This is a genomic window from Micromonospora sp. NPDC048842, from assembly GCF_040649935.1.
In the GTDB taxonomy this organism is placed as follows: domain Bacteria; phylum Actinomycetota; class Actinomycetes; order Mycobacteriales; family Micromonosporaceae; genus Micromonospora; species Micromonospora hortensis.
Map to the genome: position 1 here is coordinate 50,526 of NZ_JBEZGK010000028.1, position 22,779 is coordinate 73,304.

Genomic DNA, 22,779 nt, shown 5'->3' on the forward strand with positions numbered 1-22,779 from the left:
TCCACCCACGGCCCCGGGCGATTATTGCTCAATCCCGACTTCTCTGACCAATCCCGCGCCGGCCTGGCCAGGGCCCTTCTGGCGGGGTAGGGGCAGCACTACGGAGGAGAGGCGGGGTTTCGGGATGGGGACACCAAGCCCACATGCCTAGCCTTTGAGCATGACCGCCGTTGCCGCCACCAGCGACCGACCGACGCTGGCACCGAGCATCCCCCGCCAGCTCTTCGTCGACTCCGGGTACGTGCTGCTCGGCCTGCCCCTGGCGCTGGCCAGCTTCGTCGTCCTCGTCGTCGGCCTCGCGGTCGGCATCGGCCTGGTGGTCGTTGTGATCGGCCTGCCGATCCTCAGCGGCACCCTGTACACCGCCCGTGGGCTGGCCGACGTCGAGCGGCTGCGGCTGCCCGCGGTGCTCCACCAGCCCCGGATCCGGCCGCACTACCGGCTGCCCGAGGCGGGCGCGAACGCCTGGCGGCGGATCTTCGTGCCGATGCGGGACGCCCAGTCCTGGCTCGACCTGGCGCACGGCATCCTGCGGCTGATCGCGGCGGCGGGCACCTTCGTGGTGACGGTGTCCTGGTGGGCCGCGGCGATCGCCGGCTCGCTCTACTGGGCGTACGACTGGGCCCTGCCCCGGGCCGACGGCGAGGGTGATCAGGACCTGGCGCAGCTGCTCGGCCTTGGCGACTCGACCACCGCCCGGATCGGCCTGTACACCGCACTTGGGGTGTTCTTCCTGATCACCCTGCCGATCGTGGTGCGGGGTTGCGCGCTGCTCCAGGCCAGCTTCGCCAAGGCGATGCTGACCGGTGTGGCCGAGATGCGCGACCGGATCACGGTGCTGGAGGAGCAGAAGCGGGCCGCCGTGTCCGCCGAGGCCTCCGCGCTACGCCGGTTGGAACGTGACATCCACGACGGCCCCCAGCAGCGTCTGGTCCGGTTGGCGATGGACCTCAGTCGGGCCCGGATGCAGCTCGCCTCGGACCCGGAGGCGGCCGGTCGCACCATCGACGAGGCGGTCACCCAGACCCGGGACACGCTGGCCGAACTGCGGGCGCTGTCCCGGGGCATCGCGCCGCCGATCCTGGTCGACAGGGGCCTGCCCAGCGCTCTGGCCGCGATCGCCGGCCGCGGGCTGATCCCGATCGAGCTCCAGGTGGACCCGCAGCTCGGCACCCCGGCCGGGCGGCTCGACCCGGCGGTGGAGAACACCGCGTACTTCGTGGTGTCCGAGGCGCTGACGAACGTCGCCAAGCACAGCCGGGCCACCGAGGCCACGGTGGCCGTGGCCCGTAAGGACACCCATCTGCAGGTGCGGGTGGGCGACGACGGGCAGGGCGGCGCGCACCTGGCGAAGGGGCACGGGCTGGCCGGCATCGCCGACCGGGTCCGGGCCGCCGGTGGCGAACTGGCGGTGGTCAGCCCGACCGGCGGCCCCACCGAGATCCGCGCCGAGCTTCCCCTGTGAGCGCGAGGAGTGAGCCGGGTTTGCGAGCCCCGCAGCCGCGAACAACGGAGATGCTGTGAGCAGTCCGGCACCGCGCCGAGCCCGCACGACGGGCCGGACGTGGTAGACAACACAGCCATGCGCATCGTGATCGCGGACGACGCCGTCCTGCTCCGGGAGGGGCTGGTCCGGCTGCTCACCGAGAGCGGGCACCAGGTGGTGGCCGCCGTCGGGGACGGTGAGGCCCTGGTCGAGGCGGTGGTCGAGCACCGGCCCGACGTGTCGATCGTCGACGTCCGGATGCCGCCGTCGCACACCGACGAGGGGCTGCGGGCAGCGGTGGAGGCCCGCCGGTTGGTGCCGCGTACCCCGATCCTGGTGCTCTCCCAGTACGTCGAGGTGTCGTACGCCGATGATCTGCTCGCCACCACCGGCGGCGCCGGCGGCGGGATCGGCTACCTGCTCAAGGACCGGGTGGCGGCGATCGACGAGTTCCTGGACGCGCTGCGGCGGGTGGCGGGCGGCGGGACTGTGCTCGACCCGGAGGTGGTCGGTCAGCTCTTCGCCCGGCGTCGCCGCGACGACCCGCTGCGCGAGCTGACCCCCCGCGAGCGCGAGGTGCTCGCCCTGATGGCCGAGGGCCGATCGAACACCGCCATCGCACGCGCCCTGGTGGTCAGCGACGGCGCTGTGGAGAAGCACGTGCGCAACATCTTCACCAAGCTCACGCTGCCACCGGACACCGAGCAGCACCGGCGGGTGCTGGCCGTCCTCACCTATCTGCGGAACTGACCTCCCGGGCCAGGGCGACCGCGTCGGTGAGGGTGTCGGCCACCGGGTGACCGGAGGCGCGCAGCCGGGCCGGGTCGGTGAACCCGCCGGTGTAGAGCACGGCACGGCCGCCCACAGCGAGCGCCGCGTCCGCGTCGTCGATGGAGTCGCCGATCAGCACCACCGAGGCGCCGTCCACGCCCAGTTCGGCCAGGTGCAGCTTGAGCGACTCCGCCTTTCGGCCGCCGCCGACAGTGGCCCGCAGGCCGTCGACGCGGGTGAAGTGGCCCGCCAGACCGTACGTGTGCACGGTCGGGACCAGCTCCTCGTGGAACCACATGGAGAGCAGGCTCTGGCTGCCCGGCCAGGCGGCCATCGCGGCGCGCGCGTCGGCGGCCAGCTCACAGGTCGTCAGCCCGGTGCGGTACGCGTCGTGGAAGATCTTGTCCAGTCGGCCGAACTCGTCGTCGTCCACGGCCTGCCCGAGCACCTCGGCGTAGTACTCGGCGATCGGCCTGCGGAACCGCACCCGATGCTCGTCCGGGGTGACAGTCGGCCCGCCCAGGCTCGCGAACACGACGTTGGTGGCGGACACCACCAGGCTGAGGTCGTTGAGCAGGGTGCCGTTCCAGTCCCAGACGAGGTGCGAGGGCGCAGAGGTCATCAGAGCACCTTAGGCACCCGTCAGAGCTGCGGCGTGGTCAGGTCCCGCAGCAGCCGGTCCTCCTCGACCCGCCAGTAGCCGTGCTCCTTGCCGTCGAGCATCACCACCGGCAGCCGGTCCCCGTACTCCCGCTCCAGCCCCTCGTCGCCGGTGACGTCCCACTCGACCCACTTGTCGCCGGTGACCGCTACCACCCGGTCGAGCGCCGCCTTGGCGTCGTCGCACAGGTGGCAGCCCGGTCGGGTGATCAGGGCGAGTCGGGCGTCACTGGCCATCGGTTACCTCCGTGCGGTCGGTCGGCGTCGCCGACCGGAGTTGGGTCTTGCGAACCTTGCCGATCGCCGAGTGCGGCAGGGCGTCGACGAACTCGACAGCGGTCGGGCACTTGAACCGGGCCAGGTTCCGTGCGCAGTGGGCGAGCAACTCCTCGCTGGTCACCGGTCGGCCCTGCACCGGCACCACGTACGCCCGCACAGTCTCGCCGGTCCGCGGGTGCGGCACACCCAGTACCGCCGACTCGACCACCCCGGGGTGCCCGGCGAGCACCAGCTCGACCTCGTGCGGATAGACGTTGAACCCGTTGACCAGGATCAACTCGCCGAGCCGGTCGACCAGGAAGAGGTCCCCGTCATCGTCGGCGTACGCGATGTCACCGGTGCCCCACCAACCATCGGCGTCTGGACCGCTCCGACCGTCGGGCCAGTAGCCGGTGAAGAGGTTCGGGCCGGACACCACTATCTGCCCCGGGTCGGTGCCCGGCGCCACGTCGGAGATGTCCAGCTCGTCCGGGTCGTCGTCGGGGACGGCCAGCCCGTCGCGCCACAGGTCCACCCCGTCGGCGCCGACCAGGCGTAGCCGCACCCCGGGCAGCGGCCGGCCGATCGAACCCGGCTTGGCCACGCCGCCGACCAGGGTGGAGGTGAGCACCGGCGCGGTCTCGGTGAGGCCGTACCCGATGTGCACCTGATGCCCGGTGGACTCCGTGAAGCGCGCCGCGACAGCGGGTTCGAGCGGTGCCGCGCCGCAGACCGCCACCCGCACCGACGCTGTCGCCGCGCGGGCCGTGGCCGCTCCGGCCCAGGTCAGGAACATCGACGGTACGCCGACCAGCACGCTGACCCGGTGCCGCGCGACCTCGTCCAGCCCCGCCGTCGGGCCCGGCTCGTCGAGCAGCACACCTGTCGCGCCGTGGTGCACGACCGCGCCGAGCCCCGAGTTGAGCCCGTACGCATGGAAGAGCGGCAGCGCCAGAAGAACAGTGTCGGTCGGCCCGACCACCGGCGGCTCGATCTCCGCGACCTGTTCGTGGTTGGCGAGCAGCGCCCGGTGCGAGAGCATCGCCCCCTTGGGTCGCCCCTCGGTGCCGGAGGTATAGAGCAGTACCGCCAGGTCGACGCCGCCGCGTCGCGGGCGGGGCGCCGGTCCGGGCGCCTCGGCGGTCGGTGGCGTGCCGTGCAGCGAGGCGAGCGCGGGCAGCTCGGCGGCCACGTCGGCGACCAGGCCTCGAACGTGGTCGGTGGCGATGAGCACCGACGCGCCGGAGTCGGCAAGCACGTGCCGCAACTCCGGGGCGGTGAGGCCGGGGTTGACCGGCACTGTGACCAGCCCGGCGCGGAGGGCGCCGAGCCAGGCGATCACGAAGTCCGGTGTGTTGGGCAGCGCGATGGCGATGCGTGGCGGCGTACCGCCGGGGTCGGTGGGTGGCGCGACGGCGGACAGGCCGCTGGCGGCGGCGTCCACAGCGGCGTCCAGTTCGGACCAGCTCAGTGTGTGTTCACGCCAGTGCAGCGCGGGCCGGTCGGCGCTGTCGAGAGCCGCCCGGCGGACCCGGTCGGCGAGGTTCGGCGCGGGGCTTTCCGAGGCGTCCTGCACGGTGATCGAGTCTGGCACAGCGGACGGCGACGGGCCACGCCCGATGGTTGCGGCCACGCCCGGAGGACGACACCGCGACAGTCCCATGTACGGGACTGTCCGGTGTGCCACCGGCGATCCGATCAGGTCCTGTCGATGGGACGTGCGACGCTGACCACGGGCAGTTCGGCCGCTCCGTCCGGCCGGCCGGCGCGGCGGGTCACCCGAACGGGCGGCGTGCCTCCGACCTGGGGATCCATCCTGGAACACCGGGTCGGCGGAAAGTCAATCGCACACGACGGACAACCGGTCCGCCACCGGTGCGACGGAGCGGGAAATACTTCCGCCTTGTGTAACGGACTTGCCACGCGCGGGTGACGTTGGCCCTATCATCACTCGGGTCGGCTCACCCCATTTGCCGTGAGTCGACACCCCTCAGCCCGAGGAGGCCCCCGTGCCTGTGAGCGCATTGGACCAGCACCTCCAGGGGAATTGCCGCCCGTCGGCAACTCCCGTGACCGTCCTGCCCGACCGGTCACCCGGTCGGTCCGCCCCGACGAGACCTAGACCGGCCCGCCCGGCGACCGACGGGACGGGGGCAACACGGTGACCACCTTCGGTTACGCGGAACGCCCGGTCGGCCTGACCGGTCAACCCGCCCGCTCCCATGTGAACGAGCGGCCAGCGGCCCGTGCCCCATCGGACGAACAGCACGGCGGCGTCGTGCGCGGTGACGGCGCGGCGCAGCGGATTCGCAGCCGACCACACCACAACGAGCCGCCGCCGCGACCCGCGGTGCCCGGTGGAAACGCGAAGCCGGCCGGCGGCCGGGTCGCCGTGCCGTCGCGACCGACAATGCCCGTGCAGGGTCGTCGGGTAAGCGACACACCGGCGGTCACCACCGACCCGGCGGCGGGTGAGACAGCGGTGATCCCGGCGGTGCCGGCCACCACAGCGACCACCCCGACCGGTTTCCCGAGCCGCCCCGACCCGTCCGACCCGGCAACCGAGGTCTGGACGCTGATCGAGCGGGCCCAGGCCGGCGAGTCCGAGGCGTTCGGTCTGATCTACGACCGCTACGTGGACACCGTCTTCCGGTTCGTCTACTTCCGGGTCGGCAACCGGCAACTCGCCGAGGATCTCACCTCGGACACCTTCCTGCGCGCGCTCAAGCGGATCGGCAGCTTCACCTGGCAGGGCCGCGACCTCGGCGCCTGGCTGGTGACGATCGCCCGCAACCTCGTCGCGGACCACTTCAAGTCGGGTCGGTACCGGCTGGAGGTCACCACCGGCGACGTGCTCGACGCCGACCGGGAGGACCGGGGCCCAGAGGGCAGCCCGGAGGCGGCGGTGGTGGAGCACATCACCAACGTCGCGCTCCTCACCGCCGTGAAGCAGCTCAACCCCGAGCAGCAGGAGTGCATAGTGCTCCGCTTCCTCCAGGGCTTCTCGGTCGCCGAGACGGCCCGCGCGATGGGCAAGAACGAGGGAGCCATCAAGGCCCTCCAGTACCGCGCCGTCCGCGCCCTGGCCCGACTGCTGCCCGACGGCTTCCAGCCGTAGTTTGTTACGGCGGGACCGACGGACGTCGATCAACGTCCGCGCAGCTCAGAGTCGGTCCCGCCCGGTGATGACCATCACTTTCTGTAATTTCCGCCCCGCCAGGCCCGTAACCCGTGCCCGGTCCGCCGCGTTTCTCCGGGTGCGACCGGTGGATGTCCCGGCAGGCCCGGGTCACCGAGGTCCGACCGGCATGCCGGCGGCACCTCACCTCCGTGGTGTCACACTGCCGCCCGGTCGCTGGCAACGACGGCGGCCGACCGGCCGTGACCAGCGAGAGGAGGTGCCTGCGGTGGACAACACCCTCTTCTCCCGCCGGCGCGCGGAGCGCTTCGCGCAGCTTCTCGACGAGGCCAACGGCGCTCGACGACACCACGTGCGATCCCGAGTGGACGGCCAACTGGCGCCGCTCGTCGCAGTGGGTCAGCGACTCAGCGTCGACCCCCCGGCTGTCGAGGTGGACCAGGACTTCCGTACCGGCCTGCGGGCGATGCTGCTCGCAACCGCCGAGCGGGAAGGGCTGGGCAGCACACCAGCGGCGGTCAGCGAACCGGCCGCCACTACCACCCGCGGGCGGCTACTGCCGGCGGTCACCGCACGGCGGGCCCGAGCCCGGGGCGCGATCCTGGTTGGCATCGCCGCCGGGGCCATCGCCGTCTCCGGGATCTCCGCCGCCAGCGAGAACGCGGTGCCCGGTGACGCGCTGTACGGCATGAAGCGCTCCACCGAACGGGCACAGCTCGCCCTTGCCAGTTCCGACATCAGCCGAGGGCAGCTCTTCCTGGACTTCGCCCGGACCAGAGTCGGCGAAGCCGCCAAGCTGCGCGGTGACCGGATCGGCTACAGCGCGGTCCTCGACGACATGGACGCCGACAGCCGGCAGGGAGTTCGCCTGCTGACCTCGGCCGCCGTGCAGCGGGCCGAGCCGGGCAGCCTGGACACTCTCAACACCTTCGTGTCGAGCCAGCGTCGGGCGGTACGCGGTCTGCTCGACGGGAGCACCCGGGTCGACCGGGAACGGACCCAGCGGTCGCTGGTGTTGCTGGACAACATCCGGGAACGCTCGGACGACCTGCGCGCGGCGATCGCCTGCGGCCTGCCGGCACCGACAGCCAGCGACGCCCTCGGGCCGAACCCGAGCACCTGCCCCGGGGCCCGCTGACCCGCGTCCCCATACCGCACGTCCGACCGGCCGCGCCACAGTTCGCTGTGTGCCCGGCCGGTCGCCCGTCTACGGCGGATACCCTCGCTGGGGAGCATCCGTCGTACCGGTGAGGAAGGGATTCGCGTGGCGCGTAGCCGTAAGGTGACGGTCAGCACCGACGCCGAGGGGCACACCGCAGCCTGGGCGGAGACCGACCTGGCTCCGGTCAGCGCGCCCGACCCGACCGCCGCGGCGTTCTTCGACGTGGACAACACGATGATGCAGGGCGCGTCGATCTACTGGTTCGCCCGTGGTCTCGCCTCCCGCAACTACGTGACCACCACCGACCTGGCCCGATTCGCCTGGCAGCAGCTCCGCTTCCGGCTACTGGCCCGGGAGCACGCCGGTGACATGTCACTGGCGAAGGAGGCGGCGCTGGCCTTCGTCCAGGGCTGGCGGGTCAACGAGGTCGAGCACCTCGCCGAGGAGATCTTCGACGAGATGATGGCCCCCCGGATCTGGGCCGGCACCCACCAGCTCGCTCAGCGTCACCTGGACGCCGGTCAGCGGGTCTGGCTGGTCAGCGCCGCCCCCGTCGAGATCGGCCGGGTGATCGCCGCCCGGCTCGGCCTCACCGGTGCCATTGGCACTGTGGCCGAGGTGCTGGACGGGGCGTACACCGGACGGTTGGTGGGTGACCTGATGCACGGGCCGGCCAAGGCTGAGGCGGTCACCCAGCTCGCCGCCGTCGAAGGGCTCGACCTGTCCCGCTGTGCGGCCTACAGCGATTCGGCGAACGACCTGCCGCTGCTCTGCGCGGTGGGCCGGGCGGTGGCCGTCAATCCGGACGGCGCCCTGCTGCGGCAGGCCCGCCAGCACGGCTGGGAGGTGCGGGACTTCCGCACCGGCCGCCGAGCGGCCAAGATCGCCGTACCGTCGACTGCGGCGGCCGGGCTGGTCGCCGGCGCGGTGACCGCCGGCCTGGCCCTGCAACGCCGCCGCCGCGCCGGCTGAGACGCCGTGTCCGCTGAGACGTCCTAGGGACCGAACGGGTCCGGCCGTCGCTCCAGCAGCGTGTGCACTGTCTGCTGGATGGTCTCCCGCACCTGGTCGGCGAGGTTGAAGACCACCAGCGGGTCGTCCGCCGAGTCGGTCAGGTGGGCGGTGGGGATCGGCGGGCAGAACTCGATCAGCCACTTGCTGGGTAGCGGCACCATGCCCAGCGGGCCGAGCAGCGGGAACGTCGGCGTGACCGGGAAGTAGGGCAGCTTCAGCAGCCGCGCCAGCGGCTTGATGTCGGCGAGCATCGGGTAGATCTCCTCGCCGCCGACGATGGCGACGGGCACGATCGGGGTGCCGGTGCGCAGCGCCGCCGAGACGAAACCGCCCCGCCCGAAGCGTTGCAGTTTGTAGCGGTCGGCGTAGAGCTTGCCGATGCCCTTGAAGCCCTCGGGAAACACACCGACCAGGTCGCCGCCGCCGAGCAGCCGCTCGGCATCCGGGTTGCAGGCCACTGTGCCACCGGTCTTGCGGGCCAACTCGGAGACCACCGGCATCCGGAAGACCAGGTCGGCGCCGAGCAGCCGCAGGTAGCGGTGAGCGGGATGCTTGTCGTGCAGCGCCGCCGAGAGGATCAGGGCGTCCAGTGCCACAGTCCCGGAGTGGTTGCCGACCACCAGGGCGGGCCCGTCCACGGGGACGTGCTCCACCCCACTGACCTCGGTGCGGAACCAGTCCCGGTAGAGCAGCCGCAGCAGCGGGTGGAAGACCGCGTCGGTCAACTCGGAGTCGAAACCGAACTCGTCGACCTCGTAGTCACCGGAGAGCCTCCGGCGCAGGAACGCCAAGCCGTTCGCGACCTTGCGGTCCCAGTGGTCCCCGGGCCGGTCCGACACCGCCGGCTCGGTGCCGCCTGGCAACCCGGCGTCGACCTCGTCGGCAGGCATCGGCGTCGAGGCCGGGGTCGGCGGTGCGGTTGCGGCCTGCGGCGCGGTCGGGGCCGGGGTCTGCGCGGCCTGCGCGGCAGGTCGATGTCCGTTGCGCCGTGCCGGCTCCGCGTCCGGCGCGGGCACCTGCTGCGGTACGTCGAAACGCCCGACCGACTGCGGGTCGCGCCCCTCCTCCGGGCCGCTCATGACGCCGCCTCGGTTCGCGACTGCGGGGCTCGCAAGACCGGCCCACTCCTCGCGCTCACGATGACCGCTCCCGGACCGCTGAGCGGACCTGCCGGATGCCGTCCAGGACGAGCTGCTCGGCGGCGGCCAACTGGCCCCGGGTGACCACCACCCCACCGTGATGGGCCCGGATGAAGTCCTCGAACGCCTCGGCGGTCGACCGGGGCGTGAAGCCGTACTCCTGCTCGAGCCGGCTGGTGTCGACCACCCGGCCGTGCACGAAGAGGTCGACCTGGTCCAGGCCGTAGCGGCCGAAGCCCATGGTGCGGGCCAGCGCGGCGGCCCCGGAGAGACCCGGCTCCAGCACCGGGACGGCGACCCGTCCGGCGCGCCGGATCGCCTGGGACAGCGACAGCACCCCGGGGCCGGCGACGTTGTACGTGCCGGGATGGTCCTCCACGATCGACCGGTGCAGCACCTCCAACGCGTCGTCGAAGTGCAGGAACTGCAGGCGGGGGTCACGGCCGAAGACGGTCGGCACGAACGGCTGCGAGAAGTAGCGGGTCAACGTCGTGTCGGCGGTCGAGCCGATGAACGGTGCGAAGCGCAGCACCGTGGCGGTGACGTCGGACCGACGGCGACGGAAACCGCGCACGTACCCCTCAAGGTCGAGGATGTCGCGGCCGAAACCGCCGCGCGGCACCTCGCGAGGTTCGGTCTCCTCGGTGAAGACCGCCGGATCACGGAACGACACCCCGTACGCGGCGGTCGACGAGCGGACCACGAGCTTGCGCAGTCGGGGTGCCCGCTGGCAGGCGGCGAGCATCTGCATGCTGCCGATCACGTTCTGGTCCTTCATCGCGGACCGGCCGCCGTGCTGCGGGTCGGGTGAGGTGACCAGCGCGAGGTGCACCACCGCGTCGACGTCCAGGTCGGCGAGGAGGCCACCGAGGGAACCGTTGTCGACGCGGATGCGTTCGACCCGGTCCAGCAGGTCGGTGAACTCGGTGCCGGAGTCCGGTGCGTCGACCCCGATGACCCGTTCGATGCGCGGGTCGGCGGCCAGTCGGGCCGCCACGTGGGCGCCCAGGTAACGGCCCACTCCGGTGACGACGACGACCCCCGGAGCACCTGAGGTGCCACCGGGGGTCATCTGACGCACCTACGCCGGCAGGATGGACCGAGCCGGGACGACCACGGCCTGATCACCTGAGCCTCCGGAGGTCGACAGTTTGGCAAGTGACGCCGAACGCCGGGCTCAAAGCCCGGCGGCGATCACTTGCCGAGACGGCGACGCTGGACGCGGGTCTTGCGCAGCAGCTTGCGGTGCTTCTTCTTAGCCATGCGCTTACGGCGCTTCTTGACCACCGAGCCCATACGACAGCCTTTCGATACAACGTGCGGGGCGGACCGGATGACACCACGCAGGTGGCGACGGCGACCGCTTGCGGACAACGGACCGGACCAGTCTGGGCGGCGGGGCGCACCGGTGGGGTCTCGGTCGGGCTCCAGGGTAGCCGGAGGGCGTCAGCCGGACCAACGCGCCCCCGTCCCGGCCGCCTCTGGTTCGCGACGCGAGGCCCGCGAGCTCACTCCTCACGCCTACCGATGCCGGTCAACCGGCGATCGGAGGGCGGGGCGGTGGCTCAGGCGGTCTCCTGAAAGGCACCCCGAAGATATTCGTGCACCGCGTGCTCGGGCACCCGGAACGACCGGCCGACCCGGACGGCGGTGAGCTCACCGCTGTGCACCAGGCGATAGACAGTCATCTTTGACACCCGCATGACCGTCGCCACTTCCGCGACGGTCAGGAACTTGACCTCCGACAGCCGTCCGTCGGACTGTGACCCGGCCATGGCTCACCGACCCATCCCATGCCCGGCGCGTGCCAACCCGACGGATGCTCCGGGCCGGGCCGGCGACGCGCGTGTTACCAGTACGGTAGCGGGGCGGTTGTGACCGGCGCGATCCCTTCCTGCAACTGATCATGCTTCGGTGGCCGGTTCACCCGATCCGTGCTCCCGGTATCCGCCCGCGCGCGTCCGTCGTCCGGTTGTTGCCGCGCTGCTCATTCGGTACGCAGCGCGACCACCGGGTCGAGACGGCCGGCGCGCTGCGCGGGAACGACCCCGAAGACGATGCCCACCACCGCCGACACCCCGAAGGCCAGCGCCAACGACCACCAGGTGATCGCCGCCGGGATTGGCGACAGCGCGTCGACCAGCGCTGCGGTTCCCACGCCCAGCGCCATCCCGGTGAGCCCGCCGATCGTGGTGAGCAGCACCGCCTCCAGTAGGAACTGCACGCCGATGTCGCGGGGACGTGCGCCGACGGCCTTGCGCAGCCCGATCTCCCGGGTCCGCTCCCGGACGCTGACCAGCATGATGTTGGAGACGCCGACGCCGCCGACGAGCAGCGAGATGCCGGCGATGGCCGCCAGCACGCCGGTGAGGACACCGAGGATGTCGCCGAGCACGCCGAGGATCTGCTGCTGGGTGACCGCGCTGAACTCGGTGTCCGGGTGTCGGCGGCTCAGCTCGGCGACGATCCGTTCGCCCAACTCGTCGATCCGCTCCCGGTCCGGCGCCTTCACCGCGATGCCGTCGACCCGCTGGGTGCCCCAGAGTCGCTGCGCGGCGGTCACCGGCACGTGCACCTCGTCGTCCCGGTCGACACCGAGGCTCTGCCCGAGGGGCGCGAAGACACCGATCACCCGGAACCGCACCCCGGCCAACGCCACCTGCTGGCCGAGCGGATCCCGGTCGGGGAAGAGCGCACGGGCGACCGAGTCACCGAGCACCGCCACCCGTCGGCTGGTGTCCACGTCGGTGCCGGTGAGGTAGCGTCCCCGCGCCAGCGAGCGGGTGAACACCGCCGGGGTCGTCTCCAGGACGCCCTGCACGGTGGTGAAGTCGGAGCGGGCGCCGGCCCGCGCTGTCGCCCCGGACGCGACGGTGACGGCCACCCGGTCGGGGTCGCCGACCACCCGGGTGACGGCGTCCACGTCCTTGAGGGTCAGCGGCGAGACGACAGGCGCGTTACCCACCTCGATCCGGCCGGGGACGACCAGCAGCAGGTTGGAGCCGAGGCCCTCGACCTGTTGCTCGACCTTCTGTTTGGTGCCGGTGCCGATGGCCACCAGCAGCACCACCGAGGCCACCCCGATGATCACCCCGAGCATGGTCAGCGCGCTGCGCAGCCGGTTGGCCCGGAGGGCGTCCAGCGCGACCCGCCACGCCTCGGCGACTCTCACGCCGTACCACCGGGTCGGTCGGCTTCGCGCTCACCCGCAGCCGCGTCGCGCGCCTCGCCCTGGGCGGCGTCGCGCGGATCGTTTTCGGGCCGCTCGACCTCGAGCGGAAGGCGCCCGGTGGCTCCGGCGGCGCCACCGGAGCCACCGGACGGGTGCCCCGGACCGCTTCCGGACGCGGACCGGGGCTCCGCGCTGGGAGCGGGGACCAGTGTCGCAGGTCGACCGTGATCAACGGACGGCGGTCGATCATGAGCGGAGCGCGGGGCGGCGCTGTCCGCCACGACCACCCCGTCGCGCATGGTGATCCGGCGGTGGGCGCGGGCCGCTACCTCCTGGTCGTGGGTGACCATCACCAGCGCCACCCCCGACTCCGCGTTCAGTTGTTCCAACAGCTCAAGCACTGCGGCACCGGTGACGCTGTCCAGGTTGCCTGTGGGTTCGTCGGCCAGCAGCACCGTCGGCTCGGTGACCAGCGCGCGGGCGATCGCCACCCGCTGCTGCTCACCGCCGGACATCTGGTTGGGCCGGTGATCCAGCCGGTGCCCGAGGCCGACCCGGCCCAGCATCGCCGCCGCCCGCTCCCGCCGCTGCCGGGCCGAGACTCCCCGGTAGACCAGGGGCAACGCCACGTTCTCCACCGCCGAGGTACGCGGCAACAGGTGGAACGCCTGGAAGACGAAGCCGATGGTCTCGTTGCGCAGGGTCGCCATCTCCGGTGGGGCGAGGGCGTTGACGTCCCGGCCGCCGATGACCAGGCGGCCACCGGTGGGCCGGTCCAGCCCACCGAGGAGGTGCATGAGAGTGGACTTGCCCGAGCCGGACGGGCCGACCAGGGCCACGTAGTCCCCCGGTTGCACTGTGAGCGACACCCCGCGCAGCGCCTCCACCGACACCCCGTCGAGCTGGTACGTCCGGGACACGTCCACCGCCTCGATGGCCGGAACGCGCTTGCCTGCCGGCGGATCCGCCACGGCGGCTTCGCTCACTGGACTTCCTGGCCGTCGCGGACCTGGTCGGCGCCACGCACCACGATCCGGTCGCCGGGCTGCACGCCGTTGAGGATCTGCACGAGGTCGGACCCCTGGACGCCCACCGTCACCGAAGCGCGGCCCGCCTTGCCGTCACGGACCACCCAGACCGCGTCCCGGCCGTCGGCGGAGAACACCGCGGACGCGGGGACGGTCACCGCGTCGACGGCCTCGCGTACCCGCAGGTGCACTATCGCGTTCATGCCAGGGCGGGGCGTCGGGGCCGGCTCGTCCTCGGCCAGCTTCCCGGCGCCCAGCGCGAGGCGGACCCGGTAGGTGACCCCGCCCTGCGCGGAGTTGGTGGGCAGCACGTCGACCGAGCGGACGGTGGCGTCGTAGCTGGCGCCGGTGACGGCGTCCAACTCGACAGTGGCGGGCACGCCGGCCTTGACGAGGAGTACGTCGGTCTCGTCCACCTCGGCGAGCAGCCCGAGCTGTCCGGTATCAACAACTGTCAGCACCGGCGCGCCGGCGCTGACCAGCCCACCGACCACTACGGCGTCGTCCACCCCGGCCGGCGGCCCGCCCTGACTGGGGGCCAGCACGGACGGGTCGAGGCCGGCGCCACCGGCCTGCTCCAACAACCCGGCCAGACCGGCATTCGCGCCACCGCCGGCCCGGGTGCCGCCGGGCTGCACCACCCCGGCGATCGGGGCGCGCAGGGTCAGCGCGTCGACTGTCGCCTTCGCCAGGTCGTACGCCTGCTGGGCTTGGAGCCGTTGCGCCGCGGAGAGCGCGCCGACCGCGGAACTCAACCCGTTGATCCCCCGCTGCACCGCGCGGACCGCCTGGTCGGCGCTGCGCGCGGCGGCCGCGTACTGGCGTTGCGCGGACGTCACCTGGGTGAGCAGCACGTCGCGCAGTTGCGGGTCGGCGATCTTCTCGGCGGCCTTCCGGGCCGCGTCGAACGCCTCGTCGGCGGCCTTGTCGGTGCCGCGCCGGCTGCTGGTCAGGTTGCCGGCTCCGACGCCCCGGCCGGCGCGCTTAGCGGCGGTCAGCGCCTCCTTGGCCTGACGGAGACGCTGTTGCGCGTTCGGTGAGTCGACCACTGCCAGCACCTGACCGCGCTTCACCCGCTGTCCAGGCTGGACGCGCAGGCTGGCCAGGGTGCCGTCGGCGGGAGCGATGAGGGTGGCGGCGGCGCGAGCGGTCACCGTGGCCGGAGCGTCGATCACCTCGGTGACCGGGTTGCGGGCAGCTGACGCGAGCGCGAGGTCGGGGCCTTCGTCGCCGCAGGACGCGGCGGTGGTGGCGGTGAGAACGACGACGGCGGTCAGGGCAATGAGCAGGCGGGGCCGCGTGGCGCTCGCGGGCCGCGGCGGGTGGAGGCGGCGCACGCATCGATCGTACGGCCACCTCCTCCCTTTGCCATGAATGGCATCTCCGGGGTGGTCGTGGGATGAGACATCGACTATCCACCCAGGCTAGAAAGCGCTTTTGGCAGCCCGCCCCGTACCCACACGCACAACCACGCCCCGCAGTGGACGGCGGAGTGGCGCCAACACGTTCAGCAATGGCACCACTCCGCCAACCAATCGCTTACACAGAAATACCAGCTACGGAGCCTTCACTAGCAGTTCCCCAGCCCTCCGCGACACCAGCGGAGCCGCATTTCTCATTCGAATTCCTTACCATAAGGAAGCGGAAACGCGAATACCGGGACACCTGATTCCGTTGCCAAAACGATGCCCTTGAGGCCGTCGTGCGTGCTAAATCGGATCATCTCAAAAGTATCGCCTTCCAGCTTGTCCAGCGCCTCAAGGATTCCGTTCGTCTGAACGGTCAGCGGCGAGTCTGGGGCGAGTCGTCTCCGGCGCCGGACGTAAATGGTGCGAACCGCCGCGACCGAAGCGGTTGACCCTTCTGCCTCTCGAATTCCGGAGGCACGGACCGCCGAAGAAAACGCTGCCGCGCACCACGTTTCAACTGCGTCAACCAGGGATGATTCATGCATCTGGGAGTTCCCATCCACGCCTCAGGCTCGAGTAGCTTAGCATCCGGAGAACGTGGCGCCACCGACACTCGACCGCACATCCGCGCCCGTTACCTGGCCGCGAAGAGTCACCTCACCTTCGTCATACGGGTAGTTAACCCCATCAACGATCTGTGATGCGACGGACGATCGAGGCACTCGGAGGACTACGCCCGGCCCGCCGCCCTCTCTGCTGATGTCAAGAGCAATATCAGGATCGGTGGTCCAGGATGTAAAGTTGCTGCGAGTGTTACCACCGGCATGCCTGTCGGGGTCGTTATGCCCACCCCAGGGTGTCGCGATTCCACGCCGCGCCTCGTCGAGTCCTGGGTGGTCAGACGCCAGGCCACGATAGAGCCAGTCGTCCCCTCCACTATTGTGAACCAGGACTGGCGTGTCACCGGCCACCACATAGTAGGTGTGGAGGCCGGCAACGGTGAGGTTGTAGGCAAGGTCTGCGTAGGCAGTATCCGGACGAATACCCACGACGGATCGGGTCTTGCCGTCCGACGACAACACGAGGTCGCCCACGTCGAGCCTGTCAGCCCGCTGCCATTCCCCGTCTGTCCGGTTCCAGAACGGATGATCCTCTGTCGTAGTGACAACGGCGCCAACGAGTTGAAGATCGACGAGATCGTCCTGATGGACCCATACGTCCGTGATGACTCGTGGGCCCTGCTCGCCGGTCTCCGGGTCCGCGGCCATGACCTCGTCCCCGGCCTCCAGCTCATCAAGTCGCTTGGTGGTGCCGTCGGCCATTAGAACCTTGGTGTCACCACTAAAGCTCTTGCAGCCACAATTGCAACCCTTGCCACCCTTACCAAGCTTCCCGGGCGTACCGGAAATGAGCCGGTCATCGTCCGGCAAGTTCTCGACACTCCAATAGAAGTGACCGGACCACAACTCTTGATACCAATCACCGCATCCATTGGATGAGCGCATCTCCCAACAGATACTCAACGCGAGCATGCGGGTGTCCCGCTCCATCAGGACGTCGTTGTTACCTTGGCTCGATATCCGGTAGTAATCAGCACGCTGGTCATTCCATCGCCGCATGAAGTCTTCGAGTGGAACAGTCGGCGGCACCACAATGCCGTGACCCAGGCTTCGCGGGTGGTCGAACCTCGACTTAGTGCTCGTCTTGCCGTTCGCGTCGCCCCAATCGGTGTTGGCCTTGGTGCCGCAGCCACCTGGGCAGCCCCCGGCGCCGCGACCATCCCCTTCCTCCAGGGGACGGGGGTCGTAACCACGGCAATCGAACTCTAGGCAGTCAGCCGGGATCAGACCGTCCGGGTCACTCATGGTGACCGGGGAGTTGTTGGCGTAGGAGTAGCCGTTCCACTGCTGCGGGTCGGCTAGGTCCTGCAACGGGTCGACCGAGACGAACCGACCGATTGTCGGGTCGTAGTTTCGGGCGCTGACCTGGGTCAGGCCGGTGCTCGTGTTCAGCGGCTGGTTCAGGAAGCCGCGGTTGTCCGGCGCCGTGACGGTAGAGCCGCGGGGCGCGCCGTACGGGGTGTACTGCCGCCAGGTCGGCACCTGGGCAGTGTTGTTCAGGTAGAGGTTCGGCGTGCCCTGGTGGTCCGGGATGGTGAACCCGTACGCGGTGCCACTGCCCGTGCGATAGGCCACCGCACCGCTGGGCAGCGGGTAGTAGCGGGTGCCGCTCAACGCCTGGGTGTTGGTGTTGAGGGTGATCTGCTGACCGGGCAGGTAGAGGGTGGTGACCCCCGGGTCCTTCTGAATCAACAGGTTGCCGTCGGCGTCGTGCAGGAACGAGCTGTTTCCGCCAGTGCTGCCGGTCACCGACGCCAACTCACCAGCGTCGTCCCAGTTCAGAGTTTGGGTGCCCTGCCCGGCCTTGCGGGTGGTCATGTTGCCCGCGTCGTCGTAGCTGTACGAGGTGCTGCCGGTGAGTCCACCGGAGGTGGCGGTGCTCGTCAACGTGTGCGGCTGGCCCTTGGCGTTGCCGTCGTACACGTAGTTGGTGGTGGTGTCGGTCCCGCCAGACGTCGAGTACTGGGTCTGACTCTTCCGGTTGCCGAGCGAGTCGACGTTCCACTCGGTCCAGTAGGCGCTGGTGGCACCGATGCCACTGCCGACCATGGCGCGATTACCGAGGGTGGGCGTGACCGCGCACGCGTCGGTCGCCGTCCATGCCTTGGTGAGCCGCCGCAGCGAGTCGTACCGGTAACACTGCGTCTCCGACGCGGTGGTCGGGTCGGAGCGGGTGTCGACGGTCTTGGTGATGTTGCCGTACAGGTCGTACTCGTAGTCTCGCTTGCCGACGTCCTTGGTGGTGGTCGTCGTCTTGGTCACCAGTTGTTGCTTACGTCGCCCGTTGTGGTCGTCGTAGATGTTGACGACCGAGGCCCCGCTCGTCGAAAGACCCACAAGGTTACGGGTGACCCGTCCCCACGCGTCGTAGTCGACGGACGCGCTGTAGCCGGCAAGCCCACCGACGACCGTCGGCAGGTCCAGTATTCCGCCGTAGGCGCGAATCACTGTCTCGCTGGGCAGGTTTCCCCTGGCCGGGTAGGTGTCGGTAACCGGAAGCCCGGTCGTCGCTGAATAGGTGTGCCCGAACGCGTACGTGTTGCCGAGCGCCCCTTCGACAGCGGGGATGGTGATCGTCTCGCCCTTCGAGTTGCCGAAGGAGTCGAAGTTGATCCACTGAGTGCTGTATTCGGCGCCATTGCGGAAGGCGGTCGCCGTGGTCAACTTGCCAATCGCATTCGTGATCGACGCGGCGCTGTTGTCGTTGTCGTACACCCATGCCGCCAGCTTGTTGCTGGCCGACTGCGTCGCGGCCGTCGCGGCGAAGCTGGCCGTACGACGGTTGATCTTGTCGAAGGTGGACGAGACGGTCTTGCCGCGACCGTCGGTCGACTCGATGACGTTGCCCGCGCCGTCGTAGCGCATGGTGCTGGTGCCGGCATCGGGGTCGTCCTTGCTGACCACCTGCCCCAGCAGGTTGAACGTGCTGATCCAGGGGTTACCGGCAGCGTCGGTAACTGTCGACTGGTTGTCCTGCCCGTCGTAGCCGTAGGTGCTGTCCACCGATGTGCCGCCGGTGAGGCGGTAGACGCCGGTGAACGAGTTCGACGGGGAAACCAGCGTCGGCGCTGCGGTGTACTGGAGTTGCTTCTCCAACCGGCCCATCGGGTCGGTGACCGTCGCGGTGACGGTGCCACCGGTCGGCGGGATGACCGTCGTACGGTCGCCGTTGTACACCGTCCTGGTCGACGACTTGACCACGCCGTCGCGGGCGCTCTCGGCCAGGATGACCCGGCCAAGCCCGTCGTAGGTGTTGAAGGTCTGGTTGAGAGCCTTCTTCTCCAGCGAGTCGGCGTAGACCGGAACCGTGTTCGGCCCGCTGGCGGCGTCCCACCAGCCGTTGTAGGTCGCCCGCACCCAACCCCGGCTGTCGTAGAACGAGTCGGAGATCATCCGGCCGCCCACGTTCGTGTCCGCCTGGGTCTGCCGCACCCGGTACTGGGCGTCGTAGATGGTGGTGGTGGTCGCGTAGCTGTTATTGAGGTTCAGCGTCTCGGTCGTCGTCGCGGTTGGCCCGCTCTTGGAAACCGTGTAGCTGTGCTTCACGTTCGGCAGAGCGCTGGTGGGCCTGGACGCCAACCAGACCGTCTTCAGCCGACCCAGCGCGTCGTACTGGGTACGGGTGACCACCCCGTTGGCATCGGTGCTGCTCGTGGGGAGATTACGCAGCGTGGTCATGGTCGTGGAGGTGCCGTGGCCCTCCGCGTTCTGCAGGGTCATGCCGGTGGTCAGGCCGGCGGCGTTGTCGGTGTAGCTGGTGGTGGACTTGTTGCCGTTGCCGTCCCAGGTGCCGATGGCGCGACCGTAGGCGTCGAACTCGACCCGGTCGGTGGTCTGGTAGGCATATCCGCCGGAGACCCAGTCGGACGCCTTGCGGACCATCGTGACGTTGCCCCGGCTCGGGGCCGCCTGCGGGAACGTGGTCGCGAACTGCGGGTCGTCGTAGTAGGTCCGGGCATGCGAGACGACCTGCGCCGGCCGGTTGACAGTGGTCGGGGCTGCCAGCGTGTTGGTGCTGCCCGGCACCGACGTCGGCGAGCCGGCGCGGAAGCCGGCGCAGGCCACCGACACTGTCTCGACCTGGCTGGTCAGGCCGACCAGATTGAGACCGGTGTTGGCCGGGGCGTACGTCGTGCTCGTGCACCGGTCGTAGGCGGGGTTCGCCGGCACTGTGTGGTCGTACGAGTGCTGTAGCAGGCCGAAGGTCGCGGAGCTGGTCGACGCGTCGTACGACATGTCGGTCTGGCTGTATCGCCAGGTGGTGCTGGAACCCGAGGTGACCGCCTGCCGCCGCCAGGTCTGCACCGGCGCGCTGAACGTCGCGGTCAGCGCCGGGAGCCCCGTGCGGCTCCGGGTAGCTGTCGCGTCCGACACCCAGTACGAGGTGACAGTCGAGTTGTCGATCGGACCGCCGTCACCCAGGTACGAGGTGGTCTCCAGGGCACGCCCGGCGAGCTGATCGACATCCTCGTGGACGCCGCCGGCGCTGTCGGTGACGTTGACGACAGTGGTGTTGTTGTTCTTGCTCATGCCACGGTAGTAGGTGGTCTCGCCCAGGGTGCGGGGGTCGTTCGCGCCGTCACCGTTGCGGACCCGAACCTTGCCGTAACCGCGGAACTGGCCGTAGGTGCGGTACTTGGCCTTGACCACCTCGTTGTCGTCGAAGTGCCACGCCGCGCCGTCGACGTACTCGTAGTTGGTGGAGGTGGCCGGGGCGCCCCCGGTGGGGTCGGTCGTGGTGACCCGGGTGACCGCGTACTTGTGGAACCAGTCCCGGATCGGGTTCGGCAGCCCGTCCGGCGTCCAGTAGACGGGGTAGCAGGACTGGGTGTTGGACGTGGGACTGATCGTCACCGGCGCGGTGCAGCGCTTCGGCAGCTCGTAGCTGGGCGAGATGACCGAACCGGTCTCGGTGGTGATCGTCGCGATCCGCTGCCGGTAGAACGACGGGTAGCCACCTGCGGTGTCCACCCGGTTGGGCAACTTGATGCCGGTGAACGACACCGAGGGCAGCGAGATGGCGCTGGTGGAGCCACCGGAGGTGGTGTCGTGCCCGGTGCGGGTGATCGATGACAGCCACAGCGCCGGCGATGTCTCGTCTTCTGGGTTCGGCAGCGTATGGGTGAACGCGTAGGTGTCGACCTTCCGGTACGGCGGGGTGAGGCTCGCGTCGTACTGCTGGGTCTCGATGGACGTCAGCCGCACCGTGGAGAAGAACGATGGACTCCACGGCTTGCAGTCCGTGCCCGAGTTGCAGACCAGGTCGAACGGCACGTCCGGCCAGTTGGCCTTGTTCGCCTCGTTCAGCGGCTTGCAGGTGCCGGAGAGGCAGCGGTCGTCGGTGTTGAAGACCACCTGGTTGGGGATGATGCCGTACGCGCCGTTGTCGCGGAAGCCGTAGTCGATCCGGGCGAGGTTGCTGTCCCGGATGTAGGACACGTCGGTGGCGCCCTCGTTGCGTCCGTAGTAGTTGGTGGCCTGGTTGTAGTAGTAGGCCATCGCGTTGCCGTGGACGTCCTTGGCGTAGTCGAGGTTCCACCGGTACGCCATTGTGCAGACCGACGAGCTGAAGCCGGCCGCGTTGTAGCAGGGGTCTCCCGAGTGGGCCGAGTAGACCGGGATGTGGTCGACCGACTTGGTCTCCGGCTTGTTGGTCGTCCAACCCGGCAGGCGGTTACGGCCGAACTCGTAGACGGTGCCGTCCCGCTCGGTGACCCGCCAGTAGTCGGTGTCCTTGGTTCCGCTGCCGTTGCCCGAGTTCATGACCCGGGTGACCACCGCGCCCGTGTCGTTCTGCATCTTCCAGACGCTCTTGGCGGAGTCCCAGATCAGTGAGCTGGAGGATCCGTTGAGGGCGATGGTGAGGACCGGGCCGGCGTAGCAACGGTCGTTCGTCTTGACCGGGGACGGGCTGCCACCCGGGTCGTCCGCGCAGGAGACGAAGGTCTGCTCGACGTACGACTTCGGGGTGGTCCAGCCGTCGCCCACCCAGGAGGCCTGCGCGTTGGTCGCGGCGGTCTGACCGTCGACACCACCGGAGTTGTAGGAGAGGGCCAGTTGCGGCAGGAGCTTCGACCGGGTCGGTGGCACGGTCACCGGGTACGAGTAGCTGAACGAGCCCGTGCTGCCACCTGCCGTCCACGAACCGGTCGGCTTCAGGTCGGTCGCCGCATAGGTGCCGCCCCTACCGCCCTCGTCGCCAGCACCCGCCATGGCGGCGAAGACCATCGCCGAGTCGGCCGACCGGCTGTCGGCGGTGGCGGTCGTGATCGGCACCTCGGCCGAGACCGAGTTGCTCGCCGGGTCGTTGGTGGAGACCAACGGTGTCGGCGTTCGGCACTCGGCGAGCGCCGGTGTGGTGAGGGCGCACGCTGGCATCCGCACGAGTCGCAGTCGGGAGCCGTAGTTGCCGCCGTACGCCTCGGCGAAGTCGGCGTAGTCGACGCCGACGCGCACCGATCCGTTGACTGGCTCGGTCGACGACGGGGTCACCGAGAGCAGCACGCCGCCGACGCCTGCCGCCTCGGTCGCCTTGCGGTCGGCGACCGACACCCGCATCTGCTGCGGGCCGGCGTACCGTCCGCGCTTGACGACCGGTTCCACCCAGACCGGGGTGCCCGCCGCGCGGGCCTTCGCCGGTGCCGTAGCCCGGGCCGCGGACGCCGATCCGGTCAACGCCACAGTCGTCGAGGCAGCCTTCGGCCACGCCGTCCGCGACGGTCGATAGGTCGACTTGGCCTGGTCGGGTGGAGTCACGAAGTTCGTGGGCAGCGGCTTGACACCGGTCACCGAACGCCCTGGCGACATGGGCGGCAGTGTGGACAATCCACTGTCTTCCGGCTTCGCAGCCGCCGGTGCACCCACCAACAAGCTCGCCACCAGCGACGTAGCCGCGGTCAGTGCCCCCAGCCGTTTGCGCCG

The 22,779-nt window shown here is 70.1% G+C and carries 17 protein-coding genes; 5 read left to right on the plus strand and 12 right to left on the minus strand.

What is annotated here, in order from left to right:
• The first annotated feature begins 160 nt into the window (after positions 1 to 160).
• Entirely contained in the window at positions 161 to 1,465 is a 1,305-nt protein-coding gene (locus tag AB0C19_RS28555; protein ID WP_357190259.1) for a sensor histidine kinase, read from the plus strand.
• Between the two features lie 117 nt (positions 1,466 to 1,582).
• Positions 1,583 to 2,236, plus strand: coding sequence for a response regulator transcription factor (locus tag AB0C19_RS28560; RefSeq protein ID WP_357190261.1), 654 nt, complete (start codon positions 1,583 to 1,585; stop codon positions 2,234 to 2,236).
• On the opposite strand, the gene AB0C19_RS28565 is transcribed toward AB0C19_RS28560, so the two are convergent.
• From AB0C19_RS28565 to AB0C19_RS28575, 3 genes are read right to left on the minus strand one after another with little or no spacing between them, the layout of a single operon-like run.
• Complete coding sequence (locus tag AB0C19_RS28565; protein ID WP_357190263.1) at positions 2,217 to 2,879, minus strand: HAD hydrolase-like protein; 663 nt, start codon at positions 2,877 to 2,879, stop codon at positions 2,217 to 2,219. The two genes, AB0C19_RS28560 and AB0C19_RS28565, sit on opposite strands and share 20 nt — an antisense overlap.
• Positions 2,880 to 2,899: 20 nt before the next feature.
• On the minus strand, positions 2,900 to 3,154 hold the full coding sequence (locus AB0C19_RS28570; RefSeq protein ID WP_030490173.1) for a glutaredoxin family protein: 255 nt from the start codon (positions 3,152 to 3,154) through the stop codon (positions 2,900 to 2,902).
• Positions 3,144 to 4,751 (minus strand): AMP-binding protein, encoded by a 1,608-nt coding sequence (locus AB0C19_RS28575; protein WP_357190265.1) that lies wholly within the window; start codon positions 4,749 to 4,751, stop codon positions 3,144 to 3,146. The genes AB0C19_RS28570 and AB0C19_RS28575 overlap by 11 nt, the downstream gene beginning before the upstream one ends.
• Positions 4,752 to 5,336: 585 nt before the next feature.
• Here AB0C19_RS28575 and AB0C19_RS28580 point away from each other — a divergent pair.
• From AB0C19_RS28580 to AB0C19_RS28590, 3 genes are all read left to right on the plus strand, one after another.
• Positions 5,337 to 6,293, plus strand: a complete 957-nt coding sequence (locus tag AB0C19_RS28580) for an ECF subfamily RNA polymerase sigma factor, BldN family (RefSeq protein WP_091403551.1) — start codon at positions 5,337 to 5,339, stop codon at positions 6,291 to 6,293.
• Between the two features lie 289 nt (positions 6,294 to 6,582).
• Positions 6,583 to 7,452 (plus strand): DUF5667 domain-containing protein, encoded by an 870-nt coding sequence (locus AB0C19_RS28585; RefSeq protein ID WP_357190267.1) that lies wholly within the window; start codon positions 6,583 to 6,585, stop codon positions 7,450 to 7,452.
• A 126-nt stretch (positions 7,453 to 7,578) separates the two neighbouring features.
• A complete protein-coding gene (locus tag AB0C19_RS28590; RefSeq protein ID WP_357190269.1) occupies positions 7,579 to 8,448 on the plus strand; it encodes an HAD-IB family hydrolase in 870 nt (289 codons plus the stop codon).
• Positions 8,449 to 8,471: 23 nt separating this feature from the next.
• Here AB0C19_RS28590 and AB0C19_RS28595 read toward each other — a convergent pair whose 3' ends face one another.
• The 9 genes from AB0C19_RS28595 to AB0C19_RS28635 all read right to left on the minus strand — a co-directional run bounded on the left by AB0C19_RS28595 (position 8,472) and on the right by AB0C19_RS28635 (position 22,665).
• Entirely contained in the window at positions 8,472 to 9,380 is a 909-nt protein-coding gene (locus AB0C19_RS28595) for a lysophospholipid acyltransferase family protein (protein ID WP_357190299.1), read from the minus strand.
• A 244-nt stretch (positions 9,381 to 9,624) separates the two neighbouring features.
• The gene (locus AB0C19_RS28600) at positions 9,625 to 10,701 is read right to left on the minus strand and encodes an NAD-dependent epimerase/dehydratase family protein (protein ID WP_112674034.1); all 1,077 of its coding nucleotides are present in this window, start codon (positions 10,699 to 10,701) and stop codon (positions 9,625 to 9,627) included.
• A 122-nt stretch (positions 10,702 to 10,823) separates the two neighbouring features.
• Positions 10,824 to 10,925, minus strand: coding sequence for an AURKAIP1/COX24 domain-containing protein (locus tag AB0C19_RS28605; protein ID WP_007465623.1), 102 nt, complete (start codon positions 10,923 to 10,925; stop codon positions 10,824 to 10,826).
• A gap of 269 nt (positions 10,926 to 11,194) precedes the next feature.
• Positions 11,195 to 11,404: a helix-turn-helix domain-containing protein gene (locus AB0C19_RS28610; RefSeq protein ID WP_007465625.1), complete on the minus strand. Its 210-nt coding sequence runs from the start codon at positions 11,402 to 11,404 to the stop codon at positions 11,195 to 11,197.
• Positions 11,405 to 11,616: 212 nt separating this feature from the next.
• On the minus strand, positions 11,617 to 12,801 hold the full coding sequence (locus tag AB0C19_RS28615; RefSeq protein ID WP_357190271.1) for an ABC transporter permease: 1,185 nt from the start codon (positions 12,799 to 12,801) through the stop codon (positions 11,617 to 11,619).
• Complete coding sequence (locus AB0C19_RS28620) at positions 12,798 to 13,787, minus strand: ABC transporter ATP-binding protein (protein ID WP_357190274.1); 990 nt, start codon at positions 13,785 to 13,787, stop codon at positions 12,798 to 12,800. The genes AB0C19_RS28615 and AB0C19_RS28620 overlap by 4 nt, the downstream gene beginning before the upstream one ends.
• Positions 13,784 to 15,166 carry an efflux RND transporter periplasmic adaptor subunit gene (locus tag AB0C19_RS28625; RefSeq protein ID WP_357190276.1) on the minus strand — a complete coding sequence of 461 codons (1,383 nt, stop codon included), beginning with the start codon at positions 15,164 to 15,166 and terminating at the stop codon, positions 13,784 to 13,786. The genes AB0C19_RS28620 and AB0C19_RS28625 overlap by 4 nt, the downstream gene beginning before the upstream one ends.
• Before the next feature lie 278 nt (positions 15,167 to 15,444).
• Positions 15,445 to 15,783, minus strand: a complete 339-nt coding sequence (locus tag AB0C19_RS28630) for a hypothetical protein (protein WP_357190278.1) — start codon at positions 15,781 to 15,783, stop codon at positions 15,445 to 15,447.
• Positions 15,784 to 15,819: 36 nt separating this feature from the next.
• On the minus strand, positions 15,820 to 22,665 hold the full coding sequence (locus AB0C19_RS28635; protein WP_357190280.1) for an RHS repeat-associated core domain-containing protein: 6,846 nt from the start codon (positions 22,663 to 22,665) through the stop codon (positions 15,820 to 15,822).
• Positions 22,666 to 22,779 lie beyond the last annotated feature (114 nt).

Excerpts from the sequence above, each read along its gene's own strand:
- AB0C19_RS28560 (WP_357190261.1), top strand. The coding sequence starts at position 1,583 with ATGCGCATCGTGATCGCGGACGACGCCGTCCTGCTCCGGGAGGGGCTG.
- AB0C19_RS28600 (WP_112674034.1), bottom strand. The coding sequence starts at position 10,701 with ATGACCCCCGGTGGCACCTCAGGTGCTCCGGGGGTCGTCGTCGTCACC.
- AB0C19_RS28605 (WP_007465623.1), bottom strand. The coding sequence starts at position 10,925 with ATGGGCTCGGTGGTCAAGAAGCGCCGTAAGCGCATGGCTAAGAAGAAG.
- AB0C19_RS28565 (WP_357190263.1), bottom strand. The coding sequence starts at position 2,879 with ATGACCTCTGCGCCCTCGCACCTCGTCTGGGACTGGAACGGCACCCTG.
- AB0C19_RS28595 (WP_357190299.1), bottom strand. The coding sequence starts at position 9,380 with ATGCCTGCCGACGAGGTCGACGCCGGGTTGCCAGGCGGCACCGAGCCG.
- AB0C19_RS28555 (WP_357190259.1), top strand. The coding sequence starts at position 161 with ATGACCGCCGTTGCCGCCACCAGCGACCGACCGACGCTGGCACCGAGC.
- AB0C19_RS28630 (WP_357190278.1), bottom strand. The coding sequence starts at position 15,783 with ATGCATGAATCATCCCTGGTTGACGCAGTTGAAACGTGGTGCGCGGCA.
- AB0C19_RS28635 (WP_357190280.1), bottom strand. The coding sequence starts at position 22,665 with ATGTCGCCAGGGCGTTCGGTGACCGGTGTCAAGCCGCTGCCCACGAAC.
- AB0C19_RS28570 (WP_030490173.1), bottom strand. The coding sequence starts at position 3,154 with ATGGCCAGTGACGCCCGACTCGCCCTGATCACCCGACCGGGCTGCCAC.
- AB0C19_RS28610 (WP_007465625.1), bottom strand. The coding sequence starts at position 11,404 with ATGGCCGGGTCACAGTCCGACGGACGGCTGTCGGAGGTCAAGTTCCTG.